The organism is Pedobacter sp. MR2016-24 (assembly GCF_026239655.1).
Taxonomy (GTDB): domain Bacteria; phylum Bacteroidota; class Bacteroidia; order Sphingobacteriales; family Sphingobacteriaceae; genus Pedobacter.
The window spans coordinates 425579-447547 of sequence record NZ_JAPIVO010000005.1; the positions used below are offsets into that span (position 1 = coordinate 425579).

Annotated in this window: 17 protein-coding genes; 7 read left to right on the forward strand and 10 right to left on the reverse strand. The window is 43.3% G+C overall.

Going from position 1 to position 21969, the window contains the following annotated elements; genetic code table 11:
- Positions 1-11: 11 nt before the first annotated feature.
- From OQX62_RS15890 to OQX62_RS15900, 3 genes are read right to left on the reverse strand one after another with little or no spacing between them, the layout of a single operon-like run.
- Positions 12-755 (reverse strand): M17 family peptidase N-terminal domain-containing protein, encoded by a 744-nt coding sequence (locus OQX62_RS15890; RefSeq protein WP_265832588.1) that lies wholly within the window; start codon positions 753-755, stop codon positions 12-14.
- A 16-nt stretch (positions 756-771) separates the two neighbouring features.
- Complete coding sequence (locus OQX62_RS15895; protein ID WP_265832589.1) at positions 772-2154, reverse strand: alginate export family protein; 1383 nt, start codon at positions 2152-2154, stop codon at positions 772-774.
- Positions 2155-2171: 17 nt separating this feature from the next.
- The gene (locus OQX62_RS15900) at positions 2172-2804 is read right to left on the reverse strand and encodes a hydrolase (protein ID WP_265832590.1); all 633 of its coding nucleotides are present in this window, start codon (positions 2802-2804) and stop codon (positions 2172-2174) included.
- A 332-nt stretch (positions 2805-3136) separates the two neighbouring features.
- On the opposite strand from OQX62_RS15900, the gene OQX62_RS15905 reads away from it, so the two are divergent.
- The 3 genes from OQX62_RS15905 to OQX62_RS15915 all read left to right on the forward strand — a co-directional run bounded on the left by OQX62_RS15905 (position 3137) and on the right by OQX62_RS15915 (position 8875).
- Complete coding sequence (locus OQX62_RS15905) at positions 3137-4744, forward strand: sigma-54 interaction domain-containing protein (protein WP_265832591.1); 1608 nt, start codon at positions 3137-3139, stop codon at positions 4742-4744.
- 112 nt (positions 4745-4856) lie between these two features.
- The gene (locus OQX62_RS15910) at positions 4857-6785 is read left to right on the forward strand and encodes a sigma 54-interacting transcriptional regulator (RefSeq protein ID WP_265832592.1); all 1929 of its coding nucleotides are present in this window, start codon (positions 4857-4859) and stop codon (positions 6783-6785) included.
- A 143-nt stretch (positions 6786-6928) separates the two neighbouring features.
- Positions 6929-8875, forward strand: a complete 1947-nt coding sequence (locus OQX62_RS15915; protein WP_265832593.1) for a sigma 54-interacting response regulator — start codon at positions 6929-6931, stop codon at positions 8873-8875.
- 32 nt (positions 8876-8907) lie between these two features.
- Here the strand turns inward: OQX62_RS15915 and OQX62_RS15920 are convergent, their stop codons facing one another.
- The 4 genes from OQX62_RS15920 to OQX62_RS15935 all read right to left on the reverse strand — a co-directional run bounded on the left by OQX62_RS15920 (position 8908) and on the right by OQX62_RS15935 (position 13546).
- Positions 8908-9201: a hypothetical protein gene (locus OQX62_RS15920; RefSeq protein WP_265832594.1), complete on the reverse strand. Its 294-nt coding sequence runs from the start codon at positions 9199-9201 to the stop codon at positions 8908-8910.
- 57 nt (positions 9202-9258) lie between these two features.
- Positions 9259-9960 carry an AIM24 family protein gene (locus OQX62_RS15925; protein WP_265832595.1) on the reverse strand — a complete coding sequence of 234 codons (702 nt, stop codon included), beginning with the start codon at positions 9958-9960 and terminating at the stop codon, positions 9259-9261.
- 110 nt (positions 9961-10070) lie between these two features.
- On the reverse strand, positions 10071-12548 hold the full coding sequence (locus tag OQX62_RS15930) for a histidine kinase dimerization/phosphoacceptor domain -containing protein (RefSeq protein WP_265832596.1): 2478 nt from the start codon (positions 12546-12548) through the stop codon (positions 10071-10073).
- A 155-nt stretch (positions 12549-12703) separates the two neighbouring features.
- Complete coding sequence (locus tag OQX62_RS15935; protein WP_265832597.1) at positions 12704-13546, reverse strand: transporter; 843 nt, start codon at positions 13544-13546, stop codon at positions 12704-12706.
- A gap of 85 nt (positions 13547-13631) precedes the next feature.
- Between OQX62_RS15935 and OQX62_RS15940 the strand changes: the two genes are divergently transcribed.
- The 4 genes from OQX62_RS15940 (at position 13632) to OQX62_RS15955 (ending at position 18303) form a co-directional block, all read left to right on the forward strand.
- Positions 13632-14303 (forward strand): DUF6766 family protein, encoded by a 672-nt coding sequence (locus OQX62_RS15940; RefSeq protein WP_265832598.1) that lies wholly within the window; start codon positions 13632-13634, stop codon positions 14301-14303.
- Between the two features lie 161 nt (positions 14304-14464).
- Complete coding sequence (locus OQX62_RS15945) at positions 14465-15577, forward strand: GAF domain-containing protein (RefSeq protein WP_265832599.1); 1113 nt, start codon at positions 14465-14467, stop codon at positions 15575-15577.
- Between the two features lie 13 nt (positions 15578-15590).
- Complete coding sequence (locus tag OQX62_RS15950) at positions 15591-16688, forward strand: GAF domain-containing protein (protein WP_265832600.1); 1098 nt, start codon at positions 15591-15593, stop codon at positions 16686-16688.
- A 241-nt stretch (positions 16689-16929) separates the two neighbouring features.
- Positions 16930-18303, forward strand: coding sequence for a PAS domain S-box protein (locus OQX62_RS15955; RefSeq protein ID WP_265832601.1), 1374 nt, complete (start codon positions 16930-16932; stop codon positions 18301-18303).
- On the opposite strand, the gene OQX62_RS15960 is transcribed toward OQX62_RS15955, so the two are convergent.
- From OQX62_RS15960 to OQX62_RS15970, 3 genes are all read right to left on the reverse strand, one after another.
- Positions 18287-18811, reverse strand: coding sequence for a hypothetical protein (locus OQX62_RS15960; protein ID WP_265832602.1), 525 nt, complete (start codon positions 18809-18811; stop codon positions 18287-18289). The genes OQX62_RS15955 and OQX62_RS15960 overlap by 17 nt on opposite strands.
- Positions 18812-18844: 33 nt before the next feature.
- Positions 18845-19309 carry a helix-turn-helix domain-containing protein gene (locus OQX62_RS15965; protein ID WP_265832603.1) on the reverse strand — a complete coding sequence of 155 codons (465 nt, stop codon included), beginning with the start codon at positions 19307-19309 and terminating at the stop codon, positions 18845-18847.
- A 188-nt stretch (positions 19310-19497) separates the two neighbouring features.
- Positions 19498-21912, reverse strand: coding sequence for a TonB-dependent receptor (locus tag OQX62_RS15970; RefSeq protein ID WP_265832604.1), 2415 nt, complete (start codon positions 21910-21912; stop codon positions 19498-19500).
- Positions 21913-21969: the final 57 nt, after the last annotated feature.

The following is a 21969-nucleotide window of genomic DNA, read 5'->3' on the forward strand; positions in this document are numbered from 1 at the left end:
TGGATGTATGTTTAATTTTTTAATGTGGTAATCGCTTCCGAGATACCTTCACCTGCAACGGTAAAGAATGCCGGACCAGCCAGAAGGATGATCTTTGTTAGCGGTTTAAAGCTGGCCATCTTTTTGTCTTTCAGCCAAAGTTGTGTACGGTAAGCACTGAAAGCTCCTTTTACCACGTTGGATGCTACTAATGCAGTCGGGGAATCTATTCCGGCATCTTTAAGGTCACTCGCAAAAGAGAAACTGCTTACGCCCAGTTTCAGTGCTTCGCGCATCGCTACACTACCAACGGTAGTCATCACGTCCGCATTGAATTTATTCCTGTCGCCCAAACCAATCAGCAGTAACATTTTACCTCCTATGGTACCTGCCGGGGGACTAATTAAAATAGTTTCATTGCTGTGTCCGGAGAATTTTCCGGTTTTACGCAGTTCGGTCACCAAACCTTTCATATCATGGTCAAGATGAACCAGACCGTTCACTGCGGCAGGCAGAGCAGGCGGAGAGTTGAATATATCGTTTTCTGTATATTCAAAAAGGCAGGCAATCTGAAGGGGACTTACCTGTGCAGATGGTCCCTGTACTACGCCAGCGATCTCAATTCCGTCCAGCTTACCCCAGATTTTTTCGGTGCCCACCGCAGTTGTCTGCTGTGCAAAGCCGGTGTTGCCTGCAAATAATAAGGCAGATAGCAGGAATATAAAATATAATGATTTACCGGAATGTTGTGGTTTTTGAGTTGATGTTGTTTTCATTGTTTTTTTGTTTGATTTAAAATTTATAGGAGATCTGGATATTAAAAAAGCGGGAGTCGGCCGCCGGATTTACGATGTCCTTAATAAAAGAACCTACCTTAAAATACTGACCGCCAACACTTGCCGACAGCATGGAATTAAACCTGTAGTCCGCACTCAGCAGATAAGCTGTGCCTATAAAGCGATGGTCAGACACTGACCCGGCAGTATTGAAATTACCACTCGGCCTGTAAATACCGTCGCCCTCAGCATACCTCCAGTTCAGCACTACATCTGCCTGCAGGCTCAGCTTTTCCGACATGGTCATCACCAGATAAGGATGCAGATCAATCAGGTTTGAGGGGCCTATCAGCGGATTGAATCCAAAATAACCTCCTTTAGGATACAGCGGATTGAAAGTCTGCAGATTCCCATCTCCTGCCTTTTGATCACCAGAGATATAATCGTTTCTCAGATTAAGAGAGGGCTTAAATTTCAGCTGTTCAAAAGTGTAACCTATATCGATAGCCCCTGTCCAGGCATTGATCTTACCCTGACCAAATTCGCCAAACTGATACGCTGCTTCCAGATTATAGATAAATCCGCCGCCGCTTTTCCAATAGCGGGTAGCTACCGTATGCCTCATTTCTCTGGCGCTGCCCTCCTCAAATTCCGCGTTGTCACGCCTGCTCCCCAGATAGTAAAAATCGAAATTCCCGCCACCAGCAATGTTAAGATTGGCATAAGCTCCCCAGAGGTTGGCCTGATGCGTTGGCCTGTTGTCAAACACGCCGGGATTCACTTCATCCGCTTCCATCACAAAGGCATCAATAGCGAAGCGTCCCGAAGTATACATCGCTTTTGCCCCGGTGAAATACTGCCTGACCGTAGTACCTTCCCTCACCGAGATGAGCCGGCCTGAGCCATAATTCATTTCCTGCCTCCCTACCCGTAACGCGAGTGTGTGACGATCGTTTTTAAGGAGATTAACTTCTGCAAATAAGTTCTGTACAGCCAGCTGATCTTCATCTACCGGTGCCGGACCATATTTACTTCCATCTTCCAGTCCGCTGTTCAGCTGGGCAAAAAACCGCAGGTTATTTCCTGTATGCAGATCGGCATAAACCGAATAGCGCTGCAGGAAGGAAGCATTATATCCCTGATCCCTGATCCAGTCCTCATTGATCTTTCCGCCATATTCATAGCGCAGTTCTCCCCCTAAAGTCAGGTAAGTTTTTTGATCAGCCGAAACGGGAATGAACTTGAGCCTGTGGTAAAAAGTCCTGACCGAATCTTTAAGCTTATTGTAATCTTCATCATAGCGCATCAGCTTTATGCTTTGTGCTGACAGTCTCTCCAAAGAGCAACTGCACAGCGCAATAAACAATACCGCAGCGCGAACGTACCTGAATATCCTCATGGAATGATCAGATAATTTTAGTGATTCAACATTTTGTGTGCATACTGGATCCCAAGACCGTAACCTGCACCATACTTTTTCATCAGGTCAGTCACAGCAACATAAGTTTCCGTTCTTGCCCAATCCCTTTGCAGTTCCAGCAGATACTGTACAGAGGTAATTGGTTTTACGCCTGCATGTACCATACGCTGAATTGCACGTTCATGAGCCTCATCACTTACATCACCACAGGCATCAGTAATGACAAATACTTCGTATCCTTCAGTTAAAGCCGATAACGCAGGACCAACAATACATACGCCGGTCCACAAGCCTGCCATCACCAGTTTTTGTTTTCCTGTTCCGGTAATAGCGTTATAAGCAGCTTCATCTTCCCATGTATTCATAGAAGTTCTGTCTATATATCCTGAGGTAGCCTGCGGATAAAACTCTTCAATTTCCGGAAATACCGGCCCTGCAAATGACTCTTCAGCCACTGTAGTTACAATAGTAGGGATGTTGAAAATTTTAGAAGCTCCGGAAACTATCGCTACGTTAGTACGTAACTCATTGATGGAAATACTCTTGGTGGCAAATGCCATTTGCCCTTCAAAATCGATCAGAATTAAGGCGTGATTGTCCGGAGACAGCAGATTCGGTGATGGTTTCATAATTTTCTAATTTTTATTTCTTTCCATTAGCCAAGAAACATACCAACCACACAAACAACTAAAAATCAAACACTTACTATTATAACTAAAAATTTTCATTAACTATATATCGTCAATTCACGAGCACCCTGCGGAATCATACCTAAAAGATCAGCAGGCATTTTAGCCTCTTCAATCTTCAGGATAAATTCGGGATTAATTTTTTTCCGGCAAAATAATCAATACGTAATCAGTTCACAGTCAGCAGATAGATTAAACAGCTAACGAAATATCGTCAGCACAATTTTCATTTTTTCGCCACCAGTATCTAATATTAATTCTACCTTTATCCTATGGAACAGGTGCATACAGATCTAAACTTGCAGGATGAAAATGCGAAGCTGCTTATTCTGCTTTCCCTGAGCAATGCGATTGCCACAACCAGAAATAAATCAGATCTGTTTGACGTCATTGACCAGAAGCTTAAAAAGTTATTCCATTTTCAGGATTTCGTCATCTGTCTGATCAATGAAGACCAGCAGACACATAGTCCCTTTTTATACAATCAGAGAGAAGACTTCGTTAAGAATGAAGGTATAGCTCCTGCAGCGAGTAAAAGCTATTCCCTGGATGATGGCTTATGTGAAGTGATGATGGCCGCAACAGCACCCGTCGTATTTCAGGTGGAAGAAGTATTGAGCTGGCCCTCCCCGCCTGCCTGGCTGGGTTTCTGGCATAAACAGGGTATCAGGGAAATGATAGGTCTCAGTATCTCTGACGGGGAGCGTTGCGCAGGTTTTTTTTATCTCTATGCGAAAGAATCAAATGCGGTTTCCAATCAATATTATCACCTGCTGCAGAGCATTGCCCTGCAGATTTCCGTTGCCGTTTCCAATATCAAGGCTAACGAGAAAATAGAAGAACAGCTACAGCAGATCAATTTATACAAACAACAGCTCGAGGAAGAAAAGTCCTACCTGAAAGATCAGGTGGAGAAGAATTATAACCATACGGAGATCATTGGTCAGAGTCAGGAAATAAAAAAAGTATTCCATCTGATTGAGCAGGTGGCCTCAGCTGACAGTACAGTACTGATCCTTGGCGAAACAGGTACAGGAAAAGAACTGATTGCCAGAGCCATACACTCAAACTCACCCAGAAAGGACAAACTGATGATCAAACTCAATTGTGCCGCCCTCCCGCCCAACCTGGTAGAAAGTGAACTCTTCGGCCATGAAAAAGGAAGTTTTACGGGGGCACTGGAACGGAGGATAGGAAAATTTGAACTGGCACATAATGGTACGCTCTTTCTGGACGAAATCGGAGAACTTTCGCCCGAGCTGCAGGTAAAGCTGCTCCGGGCCATCCAGGAGAAAGAAATTGAACGGGTGGGTGGCAAAGGGGTCATCAAAACAAATGTAAGGATCCTCGCTGCCACAAACCGGAATCTGGCCAGCGAAGTAGAGAACGGGAAATTCAGGAGCGACCTGTTTTACCGGTTAAATGTTTTCCCTATTACCGTCCCGGCGCTGAGAGAACGAAAAGAAGATATCATATTGCTGGCGCATCATTTCATAGCCCGCTTTGCAAAAAAGACCGGCAGAGAAATCAAAACACTCAGCAAGGGCATCACCTCCACACTGATTAATTATCCCTGGCCTGGTAATATCCGGGAGCTGGAACACCTGATCGAAAGAAGTGTACTGCTCAATAATGGAAATGTAATCAAGGAAGTGCACCTCCCAAAAATCGGGCAGATAGCGCAAACTGAAGCCAGCCGCGCAGCAAAGGTGAAGACAATTTTTGAGAATGAGCGCGACCATATCCTGTCTATCCTGAAATTGTGTAAAGGAAAGATCTCGGGAATTGGTGGCGCCGCAAAGGTGCTGGACATTCCCGCGACGACCCTGAATTCAAAAATCAAGAAATTCAAGATCAAAAAGGAACATATCGTTTCCTGATCTTCGCTGATTCCGCCCGGCTGATCAGGAATTAAATACTTTAATTCCAGGCCAGCCTTAAGGCAATAGTAAAATTTATACGCGCCGCTTATTAAATGATGAAACAGAGCTGATGACCGAAAGAATTTTAATTGTAGAAGACGAATTTATAGTTGCACATGATCTGGAAATGATCGTGTCCCGTGCTGGTTATACCATTGCGGGTACGGCCGACTCCGTCAAAAATGCATTGACAATACTGGCCGCCCAGGAGGTGGATCTGGTCCTGCTGGATATCTTCCTGAAAGGAAAACAAACGGGTATAGATCTGGCCAGGATACTGATGACCAAACAGATTCCTTTTATCTATATCTCTGCCAATTCAAATGAAAAAGTACTGGAAGCTGCAAAATCTACGCTTCCCTATGGATTTATTGTTAAACCTTACCGCGAAAAAGATGTATTGCTCAGCATAGACATCGCACGCTACAGAAAAACACATAGTCAGCATTTAAAGATCAGCAGCAAACTATTTATGGAAGATTTCATCATCGCTATTTCCATGAAACCACTCAGCTGGCAGAAAAAACTGGTACTGATTGCAGGAGCTTTCCAACCTTATATTCCATTCGATTTTATGGTATTGAAGGGAATTGCGGGCGACCGGTCCAGATATGCGGAAATTGGCATGCTGAGAAAGCAGTTTGATGAATATGAAATCGTTGGTGTAGACGACTTTATTAAAAAATCCCGCATTACAGCTGATCAACTCAGCCCGATAAGTACACAGACTCCTGCAATGACGGATGATGCCGTATATGACGGAGATGATTTTACGCAGTTACTGACCATCGCACCGGTGAAAAAACTGATCTCCGGTACCTATGGCCTGCAGTCCAATCTGGTTAAATCTGTAGTACTGGAAAATGGAGATTTCATTACATTTTCTTTTTACAGTCGCCTGCAGCATGTATTCAAACAGGAACACCTGGATCTGCTGAATGGGCTGGAACAGACACTTGCAAAACATTTCACGCATATCGTTGAATTGGAGAAAGTCAGTGCCTGCCAGCAGGAGCCTGCAGAAACACAACAGCACAGTCCCTTTCCGCCACTAAAAGATTTTAAATTCCATGATATTATTGGTCAGAGTCCAGCCCTGCTGAACTTACTTGATCAGGCATTAATTGTAGCTCCTACTGATACTTCAGTCCTGATTACGGGCGAAAGCGGCACAGGAAAGGAGCTCATTGCTCAAAACCTGCACCGGCTTTCCAGCAGAAGGAGTAAGCCACTGATCGCCGTCAATTGTGCAGCTTTACCGGCAGACCTGATCGAATCCATACTTTTCGGACATGAAAAGGGTTCTTTCACCGGCGCAATCAGTCAGCGGATCGGTAAGTTTGAGGAAGCTAATGGCGGTACTATATTTCTGGATGAAATAGGCGAGATGCCGTTCGATTTACAAGCGAAATTACTGAGGGTATTACAGGAAAAAGAGATAGAGCGGATTGGCGGAAGAAGTCCGGTTGCGGTAGACCTCCGCATCATCGCCGCCACCAATCAACAGCTGGAAAAAGAGATCGCCAGAGGCAGATTCAGGCTTGACCTATTTTTCAGACTGAATGTCTTCCCGCTTCATGTCCCCTCCCTGCGTTCCAGAAAAGACGACATTCCCCTGCTGGTGGGTTGTTTTATCGATAAACATAACAGGGCTTTAGGCAAAACTATTGCCGGTGTGTCCGGGAAATTCATGGAAAAACTGATGGCCTACGACTGGCCCGGTAACATCAGGGAACTGGAACATGTCATTTTACGCAGTATGCTGCTCTCTGCTGCAGAAACTTTACATGAAAACCTGCTCGAACTCAACATGCCGGAAAAAGAGCTGCCTAATGACTCCGGCATCAAAACCATAGAAGAAAATGAGCGTGACCATATTATCAATGTATTAAATAAAACCAAGGGAAAAGTTGCGGGAATTGGTGGAGCTGCCGATCTGCTGGGCATTCCAACCACTACTTTAAATTCAAAAATGAAGAAACTCGGTATTCTGCGGTAAACACAAAGGTTGTAAACCATCGTAAATTCACTACATATCGTGAATTTACTTAAAGAGGAAACACCGTTTAGAGCGCTGATATCAGGTTTTGGCCTCTGGTGCTGAATTTGATGATGGGATATGAATTGTGATGAGAAAATAAGATGAGGGAAAAAATTCTGATAGTTGAGGATGAATTTATTGTTGCCAATGATTTGAGCATGATGCTCGAAAGATCAGGCTACAACGTTACCGGTATCGCTCCATCCGTTGCCAGGGCCCTGGAGCTGATCAGTGCGGAAAAACCCAGCTGGGTGCTGATGGATATCTTTCTGCAGGGAGACAAAACCGGTATTGACCTGGCTGTACAATTAGCTGAAATGGAGATTCCTTTTATTTTTATTTCTGCCAATACCAACCAAACTATTTTAGAAGCCGCAAAGGCCACGCTTCCCTATGGTTTTCTGGTGAAGCCCTTCCGTGAAAAAGACCTGCTCGTGATGCTGGATATTGCCCGGTACAGACATGCGCAAAGCATGAAATATAATCAGCGCCGCGATCAGGGAACAGAACTTCATCAGCAGATGGAGCAAATAGTTCATCTGGACACTTTACTTACTGAAAAAACAAAACAACTCGGCAGTATACTCAATAAGATTGTACCCTTTGATTTCCTGTGGGTGAGTCGCGCGCAACCTCTAAGCAGCAGCAGAGACCTCAATTTGCAGCAGCTCAGCGCTAATGAATTCACTGTACTGCCTCAGGACCATTTACTATCCATATTATCCGTTTCCCAGCGCGAGCTTAAATCCTGGGAGCCGCGTACTGTTTCTTCAACTGCAGGTGTGACTATATTCAACGGTTATGAATTCAGGAAGCTGAGAATGGAAAACACCTGGATCAGGACACTGTCAGACTTCTTCAAATTAAGTTCAGCAATAGTGATAGAGATTGTCAGCAATGACGAAGTATTTCAGTTTATCTTTTTCAATAAAGCAAGTGAGCATTACAATGCATCCCACAAGTTAAACCTCAACCAGTACCGGCAGAGCCTCAAATTGATGGTGACCAGCATTGTCTACGGTAAGGATCCCGTCATTGTTCCTCAGGCCGAAGTAAAGGCAAAGCTTATACCTGATCAGCAGGAAATTACAGCAGACAGTTTCAAAGGCATCATCGGGAACAGCCCATTACTGAAGACCGTTTTTAACCATATAAAATTAGTCGCACCAGACGATACCTCCGTACTCATTCTTGGCGATAGTGGTACAGGCAAGGAGCGGATCGCCTCAGTCATTCATCAGCTGTCCCCACGAAAAGACAAACCTTTTATTACCGTTAACTGTGCCGCGCTCCCGCTTTCCTTATTGGAGTCTGAACTTTTCGGGCACGAAAAAGGAGCCTTTACCGGGGCGAACGACCGGCGGATCGGGAAATTTGAGCAGGCAGACGGTGGTTCCATATTTCTTGATGAAATTGGTGAAATGCCGCTGGAGGCACAGGTGAAATTGCTGAGAGTACTCCAGGAAAAAGAAATTGAGAGACTGGGTGGTACGGTCACCAGAAAGATCAATGTAAGGATTATTGCTGCGACCAACAGAAATCTGGAGAAAGAAGTATCAGAAGGCCGGTTAAGACTGGATTTATATTATCGCCTTAACGTTTTCCCGATTGAACTGCCGCCCTTGCGCGATAGAAAAGAAGACATTCCTGCACTGGTGACCCATTTTCTGGATAAATACAATAAAAACGCCTATAAAACTATCTCCGGAATCTCTGTACCTGCGATGGAAACTTTAGTATCCTACGACTGGCCAGGTAATATCAGGGAGCTGGAACACCTCATAGAGCGAAGTATGTTAATGTCTGCAGGCCCTGAAATCCAGGAGATCAACCTGCCGGCAAACAACACCCGCACGCTATCTCAGCAACCGGAGCCTTCAAGAATAAAAACGATGGAAGAGATGGAACGCGACCATATACTGAGTATCCTGAAACTATGCAAAGGAAAGATATTTGGCCCTGGCGGAGCAGCAGAAGTATTAAACCTTCCCTCCACCACACTCAACTCCAAAATTAAGAAACTGGGTATTAAATTTGAATTTGTTTAATGGAGACTGAACAGCCCCCATTAAACAGATTACTATCCTGCTTTAGCCGTTAGGAATTCGTTCAAATGCTGCTCTAACAGATCAGTATTGTAATCTCCTTCGGTCTCATTTTTCGAAACCTGGATCTCATCGTCTGAAACTGTCAGCGTAAAAACGGTTCCTTCAATCACTTCAGGGAAAGAAATATTAACGATATCTGCAACGTGTGCATATTCTACACTTAAGTTAGACCCAAGTGCCTGGTTCACGTATTCAGAGAATTCTACCTTCAGAAGATCAAATACTGCTTCCGGACTTAAGGGTTGTATATTGTTTATAGCTGTCATACCTTATATACCTAAAAATAGTGCCACGAAGCAAATACTACTGATCTTTAATAAGCTTTAAGACTTTTGAGCATATTTAACCTCTTCATAAGGCTGCACCAATACCCATCCCTCACCGCCAAATTCCAGCTGGAAAGATTCACCGCTGCCCCTGCCGATGAAAGAGCCAAACGTAAGGTTAGTTTTTATTTTAGGCGACAGGTTTTCTGACCAGGCTACTGTTGCATTGGGATCTGTAAACACAGGCTGTCCGGGGCTCACTCTCAATAAAATCGGTTCCCCATGCGTGGTAATTGCAATATAGCCTGAACCTGAAAGTTTCACCTGAAATAGTCCTCCCGACATCATTCCTGCCACGCTTTTCAGCATTTTGATCTCATTCGTTATACTTTGTTCCAGCGCCAGCACATCATTTCCGTTCACAAAAATCGATTCGTTCTGCAATTTAATGATTTTCACCTTTTTCCCTTCATCTGCAAGGTATAATTTTCCTGAACCTGTAGCATACATTAAAGAAGTGCCTTCACCGGATATGGCTTTTTTCAGCAATCCACCCAGTCCTTTACTCAGCATCCCCTCTCTTTTGAAATCAATATGACCAATATAAGCAACCATAGAGCCTGCTTTGGCCATTATTTGCTGTCCTTTAAGATTGATCTCCAGCATCGCTGGTTTTTCCAGTTCAAAGAAATCATTTTCGTTCGGATCTTCAGCCGATTCAAGGATTAACTCGTTCAGTGTGTACTCTCTTTTGTTCATGGTTAAAATTTTGGTTCAAATAAATAATATTGATAAATATCTAAATTTAAAAGACAAACCAAACCAAAATATTCTTTAAAAGACAATATAAATTTTGCTGCAGGCAAGCCTTAATATTTACCCAGCATACTGAGCGGTGCCGGAGGGAAAGTGATGGTAATTACTGTACCATTTTGAGAGCGGATATCAAATTTCCCCGATAACTGGTCTGTAAGGCCCACCATTAGTTTCATACCCAGAGATGGACAAGAGCGGATATCAAAATCTGCTGGCAAACCCTTTCCATTGTCGCTGATCATTAGCTGATACGCTCCTCCTTCAATTTCATGAAGTGAAATCCGGATCATGCATTCCCCATTTTCATTGAACGCATATTTAACACTATTCGTAATCGCTTCATTTAAAATCAATCCCAGGGGTACAGTATCCGCGGTAGCTAAACGGGCAGAGCTAATGTCGAAAACAAACTTCACCTGCTGTTCAGTATGAAAAGAGTTGCAAATGCTGTGCGCCAGTTCCTCTATATAAGGCTTTAGACTTACCGTAGCCAGGTCATCAGACTGGTAAAGTTTATGATGGACGATAGAGATGGCCTGCATGCGGTTCTGACTATCCCTGATTGCAGTTTTTGCCTCCGGATTGTGGAGGTAAGATGACTGGGCGTTCAGCAGGCTTGAAATGATCTGCAGGTTGTTCTTCACCCTGTGGTGTATTTCTTTGATCAGCCATTCCTTTTCATTCACCAGCTCATTCAGCTCCTGATTCTGTTCATTGATTTCATCCTGCTGTCTGGACAGGTTTCTATGGCTCTTTTGTTTGGCGAGATACAAATAAACCAGCAGGCAGATCACCAGCACTGCTCCCAGCAAACCTGTGGTGATCAATCTTCTGTTCAGCTCTTCTTTTTCCAGCTCACTGTGCTGAATCATATTGCTGTTCCTTAAAGTCAGATTCTCTTTTTCGCGCTGGGAGGTTTGGTACTGCAGCTGCAGCTGTTCTGACTGTTTAACTTTCACCTGGTTGAAAATAGAATCTGTAATCGATTTGGCCGTCTGAAAATGCCGGATCGCGTCAACGTAATGACCATTGGCCGAATCTACTTTGAACTTAAGATGATGCACCTCAGCCATATCTGTTACAGACACTATATTTTTTCGGGCCGAAAAGATCTTCTTCAGGTACTGATCAGCTTTCACATAATTCCGCTGTTTAGTATAGAAGGCGGCCAGGTTCTGGTAAGCCCAGTAATAATAGACCGGATTAACATCCCATGTCTTAAACCCGCTGATCACCTGCTCATAATATTGTTCTGCAACAGCCGGCTGGTTTAAAGCAGCATAACAGTCGCCTTTTAACATTGAAATAAAGATATAAGAAGTGGGAGGTGGTGGATAGGCTTTTATTGCGGCAGCAAGTTTGTTTAATACCAGCCTTGCCTTTCCTTCGGCAATCAGCGCTATCGCCTGCTGTCTGAATACCAGGTAAGGAAAGCGGTGTTCTGCCTTGATGGTCGATTCAATAGCACGCTGGTACCAGTAAATAGTTTCCTTACGCTGTCCCAGTTTCTGACACAGGTCGCCTAATCTGTATTGCAGGTAATTGGTATGCAGGTCTGTTCCCGAAGCATCTGCAAAAGTCATGGCAGTCAGCGCATAACGTACTGCAATTTCCAGGTTACCACGGGCATTTTGAATGGCCGACAACATCTCGTTTGGCAACTGTAAATTTTTGTAGCCCAGATGATTGTACATTTTAATCACCTCCTTCAATTGCTGTTCTGCCAGATCCAGTTTACCTGTACGAAAATTGATATCCGCAATCTCCCTGAAACAATCAATGGCTATCTTGCGGTCATTCGCCAGGTTAGCTAATCTTGCGGCTTCATAATAATACGTAGCGGCGAGCGGAACGTTCACGTCCATCATATAGGCCGCACGGATTTTCCAGATTTTTGCATCGAGCGCCGGATTTTTATAAGCCTTACAAAGGGCACTGATTTTACGGAATTCATTGTCACACGCAGTACTGTCCGCTCTCCGTTCCAGCATCACGGTATAACGGTAAATACGACCGGTTAGCGCAAGCATCGGCAGCTGATGCTGATCAGCATAGCGCTGTGCTGTACTAAAAAAACCATCTGCCAGATCAAGATCAGCCTTTTCCTCTCCCCCAATCTCCAGGTAATGGCGACCAATCAGCAGTTGAAGCCGGCAATACAAACTACCCTGAGTGATCCCTGCCATTCTTTGGAAATCGCCGAATCTCTTTTGTGCGATCAGCGTACTGCCTTTGAGGACTTCTGCATCTTCCACCCCTTTTTTATAGCCGATCTTTCGGGCGAGGTTTCCTCCTGCCTCAGCATACCTGAAAGCAGAGTCTATCGCTGAAGTTGAATAACTTTTGTTGTTCAGGTAGAAATTACTGATGGCCATTGCCGTTTTTACCTTTGAGCGATCCTCTTCCGCCCGGGTATAAGCACTCTGAAGGTCAGGCAATGCGTTTTTAAAATCCATCAGGCCCACAGATGTCTGGGCAATAGCCGGGCAGGTGACAGACAGCAGGAAGGCGATGATCAGTCTATTCCACATTGGACGGCAAATTAATCAAAATATTAGATTTAACCAGCATTCAGGCCCCAATAATCCCTGTACCCGCTCTTTTATTACTGTCAGCTTAGCGGGCAAACACTACTTCCTGAAGGAGACGGGAAACGAAAAAATTGTGATCATGGCAGCCAGCTCAACTAAAACCTGAAGGAAGTCCCCATGAAATAACTTTTCATCGCATCGGTCTGCAGGCCATAGTTCAATCCTGCATCCAAAGCAAAGTTATCTGATATTTTCAATTGTGCTGATGCATTCAGAAAATTACTCCAATGGTGCGCATTAAAATCATAAGTGTAATAAGTTTCCGCAATGCCGTCCAGATTTTTGAATAACTCATGACTAATGGTGAGCGACTGTAATAATTCGGTATGCATGGCATGGGCGTCGCCATTATATAACCTGTCCGCCTCCAACTGTCCGGCTAACCTCCATTCCCCCGGCAGTTTGACCATCATTGGAACAATAATCCCGCCTTCACATTTACTGTCGTCAGTATATTTTGCTGCAGGTATTTTAACATAAGGAAGAACTGCGAGTATAAAATTCCCGCCATTGTTCCCCAGGATATTTTGTTTGATCCTGAGCGTGATATCCCCTATTCCGTGTCCTTTCGTAATTTCACCATCTTCAGCCCTTTCCTTCTGCCATACAAATGTTTCAAATCCAAATTGAAAAGCAGTAGAACTGGTTAAACCCAGTTTCAAATTGCCCTTATTAAAATAATTGGTTTGCTGTTCACCCCTTTCACCTTTCTCGCGTTCATGCCTCAGCAGGTCCGTCTCATACTGTATATGTCCCGCATCCAACGTATAAGGAGATTCGGTTACATCAGGCCTGTCTGTTTCCATATCTCTCATGTACTGAGCCGGAACCGGATGGAAAAGGTTAAATGATGTTTTACCGGGAGTCTGTGCCTGCACTGCCGAAAAGAGTGCCGGGATAGTTGTTAGGATGAAGAAAATATAAAATCTGAATTTCATGCGTATAATTTATTTATAGGCACAACAATTACAGTACTGCTTTGTTGATGAATTCAGCATTTAGCCTGACATATACATTATGACCATGAACGTAAAACCTCCCAAACGCAGTTTTTTCTATCGGAACGGGCTAACGATTGTCTTTCTCAGCCTGTTTATCATCACCCTCGCTGCACAGGGATTAACCGGCTGGAAACAGCACAATGCAGATTTAAAAGAGAATCACGCGCAGGAAATCGGTTTAGGCACTTATCTCCGCAGCGGACATTTCATTTCGGCAACGTTTGAAAACTTTGAAAGTGAATTTCTACAGATGGCGCTTTATGTGATGTTAACCGTTTCCCTGCGACAAATAGGTTCAGCGGAATCCAAGAAACTGGATGAACCGGAAGAAGTAGACAGAACACCAAAGCCGTCTCCTGATGCACCCTGGTCTGTGAGGCAAGGTGGCTGGATCCTTAAAATCTATAGTAACTCTTTATCCATCTGTTTTGCACTGCTCTTTTTTGCCAGCTGGGCTTTACATTTGTATGGCAGCTGGCAAAACCATAATGTGGAACAATTGGCTAAACATCTCCCAACAATTACAGTTATGGCCTATCTTGCTGAACCGGAATTCTGGTTTGAGACCTTTCAGAACTGGCAAAGTGAATTCCTATCCGTTGCATCTATTGTATTTTTCACCATTTACCTGCGTCAGAAAGGTTCTCCTGAATCAAAACCTGTAGATGCCCCGCATTTAGAGACCGGGAAATAATTAAATCCGCCTGCCAGAACTGTGCTGTAAAAAAAATTATGTTTCCGTAAACTCAATCGCCTTCAATTACGTATGTCAGTTCATTATATACATTAAGCTCAGGATGGGAGATTAACCTTGATCGCGACCAGGTTTGATGGCAGATAATAATCAGCAAGGTTATGCCCGAAAAGGAAGAAAAAAGACTAAATACCGTACGCCGGTTTTTGAACCTGAACATCAGTAAAGAAAAAGAACTGCAACAGATCGTAGAGCTGGCGGCCAGAATATGCAATTCTTCCATTGCAATGATTACCTTCATGGATCGGGATTTTCAGCATATTATGTTCAGTTTCGGTACCACTGTCAAAGAAGTTCCTTATAAAGACACTTTTTGCCAATATACCATTGCACAAAAAGAGGTATTAATTATCAGCGATGCTGCAGTGGATGAGCGCGTAATGCATAACCCCTTCGTCATCAACGATCCTAATATCCGGTTTTATGCAGGTGCTCCGCTTACCACGCATGACAATCAAAACATGGGTACCATATGCGTTTTTGATCAGCAACCGGGAACGCTCAGTGACATTCAGGAGAAAATGCTGCACAGATTAGGTAAACAGGTGATTCAGCTGATTGAATTTGATGCCAGCCTGCAATTATTAAAAGTGGAATATGAAACTTCCATTCAGGAAGAAGATAAACTCCGCTCCTATTTTGAAAGCTGCAGTTCCGTTCACCTGTTGCTCGACAAAGAACTCCGTGTTCTTGCGTTCAATAAAGCGCTATTAGATATACTCGGTAATAATTATCTGATTCCTATAGCAGAAGGCATGAACTGTCATGAATATGTGGAGCCTTCCTTTCTGGAAGAATTTATCTGTAATTGTGGCAAAGCACTGAATAACGAAATTGTTAAAACAGAAAACGTGATTGCCTCGCCACAGGGTGATATATCCTGGCATCTTACTTACGAACCCGCCCTTAATGCTGAGGGGAATATTGTAGGGGTTTCTTATACCGCAACGGACATCACTCAAGCCATGCGGCATGGAAAAACTGTCACCGAACAAGAGCATGCATTTCTTGAGATTGAAAGAATTATATCCGGTGAATTGCATCAGCCCCTGAAACAAGTGAAATCAGCTATTGCCCAAATCAAGCAGAAAGGTTATCCCGAAGAGGTGAATGAATTTGCCTTCCTGGAATATACAGCCATTGAACTCGGGGAAAAGTTCAATGCGATGTTTCTGACACCCCCGGTAATTGCCCCTAACTTACCTACACTTTAAATGATTTTTACTTATGCCGCTTAAAGAGTTAAACAGGTTAGAAGCAGTAAATCGTTTTTTGAAAATAAAAATCGATAAACAGGAAGAGTTCAGGCAAATTGCTCAGCTGGCGGCAGACATTTGTGGAATGCCAACCGGCTTAATCACCTTAATCGACTCAGATAAAGAGTATATTTTAAAAGAAGACATGTTTGTTGTCAGCTCAGGAAGAAATGAATCTTTTTGTCATTATGTACTTGAAAGTGATGCTGTAATGATCGTATCAGATGCCTTACAGGATCCGGTGCTGAAAGCTTACCCGGCAGTGACCAGGGAAGCAGGTATCCGCTTTTATGCAGGTGCACCCTTAACCACTCAAGATGGTTACCGGCTGGGTAGTTTATGTGTTATTGATCAAAAACCCGGAGAACTGACCCAGATTCAAAAGGATATGCTTGAAAACCTGGCCCGGCAGATCATTCAGTTGCTGGAATTCGAGAGTAATCTCTATTTTCTGAAAATGCAGTTCCTGGAGTCAAAAAAGCGGGAATTAAAGATGAGGTCATTTTTCGAAAGTACTGCAACCATCCATCTCCTGCTGGATAAAAACATGGAGATAGTCGCCTATAATAAAGCTGCACAAATAGCCTATAACAGCGTATATCACGCAAATCTTCAGCTGGGATTGACTGCAGAACAATTTTTACATCAGTCGCATTTAAAGCCATTTACCGAAAACTGTAAAAAGGCACTGAATGGTGAAACCATTACCAGCGAGCGCTTATTGGATTTTCAGGATTACTCCCTATGGTACATGATTACGTATAATCCGGCAAGAGACAGCAGCGGACAGATCATCGGCATTTCCATTAACTGTACGGATGTGACCAGAAGAATGGAACGGCAGCAGGCAGCAATTCAGCACCAGGCCAGGCTTGACCAGATGGCCTACATGCAGTCTCATGAATTTCGCAGACCTGTTGCTACGATTAAAGGTTTACTTAACCTGCTGGAAATGGATGAGCACGATAAAGTTTACCCGCAACTAAAGGTGATTAAAAAGGCTATCAATGAAATAGATGAAAAGATAGCGGAGATTGTCAGCTTCACCATTACCAAACCCAAACACTAGTACAGTTTCAGCAATTCAGATCATCGGCACTTTAAATATGTTATTATGGATACTACTAAAAGATCGTTACCTTTCCATCAATTATGCTGCTACACGAGCAGGGTTGCCAGACTATGGATAATATAGCTATCCTGTAAAGGAACCAGCCCTGATATCTTTTTTAACCAAATATTTTTTATTTCGTGAATGTTGATCCGAAATGCATACATTAAACGTATTATCTTCTACCTAAACGCGTATTATGGGCAAAATTGAGACTTCTGCAGCAAAAGATGCACAACTGGATTCTTCCCGTCAACTACTTGAATACCAACAGCGTATCACACATATACTGGAGAGTTTTACAGATGGTTTTTTCGAAGTAGATAAAAAGTGGATAGTAACCTACTGGAATAAAGAAGCAGAAAAATTACTCCATATGTCCAGAAATCAGGTGCTGGGCAAAAACTTATGGGAGGTATACCAGGAGGCAGTTCCCTTGAAATTTTACACAGAATATCATCGCGCGCTGGAAGAAAATATTTCTGTACGCTTCGAAGAATATTTTGAGCCACAGGATCTTTGGGTGGAAGTTTCAGCCTACCCCTCCGGCGCTGGTCTCTCAGTCTACTTCAAAGACATCACTGCCCGGGTAAAAACAAGAAATATACTAGAGCTCGAAAAGAAAAAGTACGAAGATCTGTTCAATTTCAGTCCTATTCCCCAATGGGTATATGACTTTGAAACACTCGCCTTTCTTCAGGTCAATGAGGCGGCGGTAAAACACTATGGTTATTCAAAAGCAGAATTTCTGAGTATGACCATAAAAGACATCCGCATGCTGGAAGATATCATTGTACTGGATGGAATTATGGCCAGCAAGGTGAAGGTTGGACAATATAGCCAGAGTACAGTTAAACACCGCAAGAAAAACGGAGATATTATCATTGTGCTGGTAGAAGGTAATTCCGTTACTTTTGAAGGAAGAAATGCACGTCTGGTACTGGCTATTGACCATACCGAGAAAGTGAAAGCAGAACAGGATCTGCAAATGGTTTTAAACCGATATAATATTGTTTCCAAAGCAACCAGTGATGCCATCTGGGATTGGGATATCAAGGCAGGAACAGTGCAGTGGAACAAAGGAATCAAAGGTATTTTTGGGCACAGCGATGTAGGCTTTGATTTTAAATGGTGGGAAACTAATGTACATCCTGAAGACCTGATTCAGGTACAGGAACAGTTCAACCGCCTGATACAAAATAAGCAGAACAACCAGGTGGTAGAATACAGGTTCAGATGTTCCGACGGAACTTATAAACATGTGCTCGACCGCTCTTTCATTATTTATGATGCAGGTGGAGAGGCTATCCGATCCATTGGTTCTATGCAGGATATCAGTGAAAGAATTGCTCATATCAATGCCATCGAAGCTCAAAATAAAAAACTGACTGAAATCACCTGGATGCAGTCACACAGTCTCCGGGCACCCCTGGCCAGAACACTTGGATTAACTGCCTTGATAGCTATGCCGGATAATACTATCGAGGAGCTAAAGGAGCTTTCCGGAATGATCAGTGATGCTGTCAATGAACTGGATATCGTAGTGAAAGATATCATCAAAAAAAGCAGTTAATTGCATGCTGCCGCAGTTCGTCATTTCCTTTATCCAGCTCCGCTAACAGCAATAACTTTTTTTTCCTGTATTTGTGTGCATGTTTCTGATCATACGTTAAAACCCAATTCAGGTTATAGATCAGGTCTGCATATTTAACCGTTTGCGCAGCTGCGCTCATCGTGATCAAACGTGCAGCTTCCCCTTTTTTACGTTCCGCTTTGCTGAGCTCCGGATAGTTATCAGCAGTAAAAACATCAGTCAGTTCCACCACACAGCTGGTAATGAAGTCCGCATCCCCATTGGGATAGCCAAAACTGAGCAGCGCTGCCTTCAACTCTTCCTGCGTGGTGCCTGTATCTTCCAGTAAGTCATGGCAGAGACCAATTTCATAACCCAGTGTCAGCGCCGGCGCTGCCATTTCGGCCACAGCTGTCAAATGATTAAAATAAGGTTCTTTAGTGCGTCTGATCAACTGAGCACCATGCCTTGTCTTTACCCATTCTGTTAATTGTTGTCTGTCCCCCATTAATGATTTGTTATCAATCAGGCAGCTGTTACGCTACTTACTTTGCATATAAAAATAAAACATTGCCTTTACGATCTGGCTCATGCCCCTTTTTCCGGCAATCCAATCGGCAACACTCGCCCGGTCAACACCAGTTTCGAAAGCGATCTGTTTAATCCTCACCCCCTTCTCCAGCATTTTTTTATCTAACCAGGCCGGATTTACCACCGAAGTTGGCGATGCCAGGTAAGGTGAAAGATTCACCTGCAGCGTATAACCTGGTAACCATTTATCAAATACTTCATGTGTTTTTTTCAGCAGGGATGCTTCTGTTGCATATTTGCCCGAACGTGTTTCCGATTGTGCCGATTCCAGATGAACGATATTGCCCTCCACTTTTAAAATAGAAAACTCTATGTTCGACTGCGATTTATGAATGCCTGCAGCTGTTTCCAGTTGTTCCAGCTGTTCTGCGTTTGAATTCGTTTTTAATTGATCAATGCCTATAATAATGCTCATGGAGTGAATTTTGATTTTAATAAGAGAGTTTAAACATAACGTTGCCGGCACGTCTTTGTTTTTAAACTCATTTATCCGGCTATCCTGATGATCAAAATAATTACAATTAAGGCATCAACAGAAAGGGGCCGCATCCACAGGATACGGCCCCTTTTTTTCGTGGAACGGGTTGTGGCAATATGATTTAACTAAAAATGATAGCCAACCATTAACGAACCTGTACGCGGTCTCATTGGCTCCAGCGTAGTCCATCCTTTATAATATGCTTTGTTAGTTAAATTATCCAGTTTAACTCCACAGGTAAATGACCCTGTGGCATACGAAACTGACGCATTCAATACCGTGTAGGAAGGAAGTGCAAATACACCACTGGTATTGGTGTTAACGATCAGGTTTTCACCGGCATAGTTACCACCGAAACCAAAACCTAAACCTTTCGCAGATCCTGATAAGATTTTGTAGCTCAACCAGGCGTTGATCAAATCTTCCGGACCAGCGCCATTAGGTCTTCTTCCCTCAGCGTCACTACCTGTATTGGTCAGCTTACTTTTGTTTTTGCTATATCCGGCAATGATGTTGAAACCAGGAAAAGGATTAGCATTAATTTCGGCTTCAAAGCCTTTGCTGTAACGATCACCTCCCTGTGTGTAAACGTTGATATCAGGAGTTAAGATAATATTTGAAACTTTAATATCATAGTAGCTCAATGAACCCGTTAATTTACCATCAAAAAGGTCGGCCTTAATTCCCCCTTCCAGCTGATTTGCCTGTTCCGGTTCAAAGGTAATTACTGAAGGTACGTTGTTGGTCACGATTGTTACCGGCGCCTGGTTAGTGAAACCATTCATATAGTTACCAAATACAGATAATTTATCCTGCAGCACCTGGTAAACCAATCCGAATTTAGGTGATAAAGCAGTTTGTCCGAATTTGTTTTCCGGCAAGGTGCTTAACCCACCGTTCTGGAAACGGTCAATACGCAAACTCGCCATACCAGAAAATCTCGGTGTAAAATTGATTACGTCAGAGATGTAAGCGCTATAAGTTTCCTGCGTTGTCTTCGAAGGATTATAACTGGCACCCTGATCAGCAATCGCTTTTTGTGCAGCTTCACGCGTTAAGATCCCTGTATCATTACCTTTAACAACAACTCCACCCAATGCGGCATAGTTAGAACTGTTATCAATATAAGTTCTGTTCAGGTAGTCTAATCCTACCACAATACGGTTGCGCATACCTCCCAGGTTAAAGTCGCCCATAAAGTTCTGCTGAATATCTGTCGATTCTGTAGTAGAATTCATATCCGTGATATTTCTACCAAAAATACCATTTCCGGAAACCGCTACATTTGGCGTAACCGTAGTATCAATTAATGTACCCTCGTAAAGATACGAGTACAAACCAACAGACTTCGCACTACCTCTGGAAATTAATGTTTGAGAATTCCACTGCTCCGACATTTTATAATTCATCTGCCCCTGTACCGTGTTAACAGGATTCTTAACTGACAGTGAATTACTGGTATATGACTTCTTAGGATCATATCCTAAACCTTCCAGTGTTGTTTCTTTTAAAGGTGCATTCCTGCTGAAAAATAACATTGTAGGATTTGTTCCTTCTGAACTCAAAAACTGTGCATTCAATAAGAATGAAATCCTGTCATTTAGTTTATAAGAAAGTGAAGGTGCGATAAATCTTGTTTTTTTGAAACCCGCATCCTGAAAGCTATTCTCATCATGATACGCCGCATTTACCCGGAATAAAACCCGGTGAGCCGAATCTAATGGGGTGTTCACATCTGCGGTAATCCTGTTTAATCCGTAACTTCCGCCGGTATAGGTTACGTCAGTTGCTACCGCGTCAAAAGGCTGCTTGGTTACAGTATTGATCAATCCGCCGTAAGAAGTAAGGCTGCTGCCGAACAATGTCCCTGACGGACCTTTAATCACTTCAATTCTCTCTACGTTAGATACGTCAAGTGATCCGTTTGTTAAACCTGGTAAGCCGTTTACCAGGGTGGGCTGTACAGCAAATCCTCTTAAAGAGAAATATCCTGCTCCATCAGTACCGCGACCAGTAGATGACCATAATTTATCTACACCCGGTGCATTCTTCAGTGCATCATCATAGTTGGTAATCACCTGGTCTGTCAGTAATTCTTTAGAAATTACAGAATAAACCTGCGGGTTCTCCAGATTTTTCAATGGCATTTTTGATACAAATTCACTCTCTTTTACAGCGAACTTGTTTTTCTTTCCACCGCTAACTGTTACCTCTTTCAGCTGTTGATTAGATGCCTGGAGCGTAATTTCCACCTGAACAGTTTGTCCTGCAGTCACTGTAACTTCTTTCGAAACCGGCTTCAGGCCAACTAGTTTTGCCGTAAGCGTGTAGTTTCCAGCAGGAACATTTTTAAGTGTGTACACTCCATTTCTGTCTGATGTACCATTTGCCACACCTGCAATGGCTAGCTCAACTGATTCAGCAACCACACCATCCGATGTTCTTACGGTTCCTTTAATTGTTCCTGTCCCGGACTGACCGAATGATACCGACGTTGTCAGTATCGCCATTACTACAGTCGCCAAGATCTTAAAGTACATTTTTGTCATATTGTTTTATCTGCTATTTAGAATGATTTTAAACCGCAAACATACAAA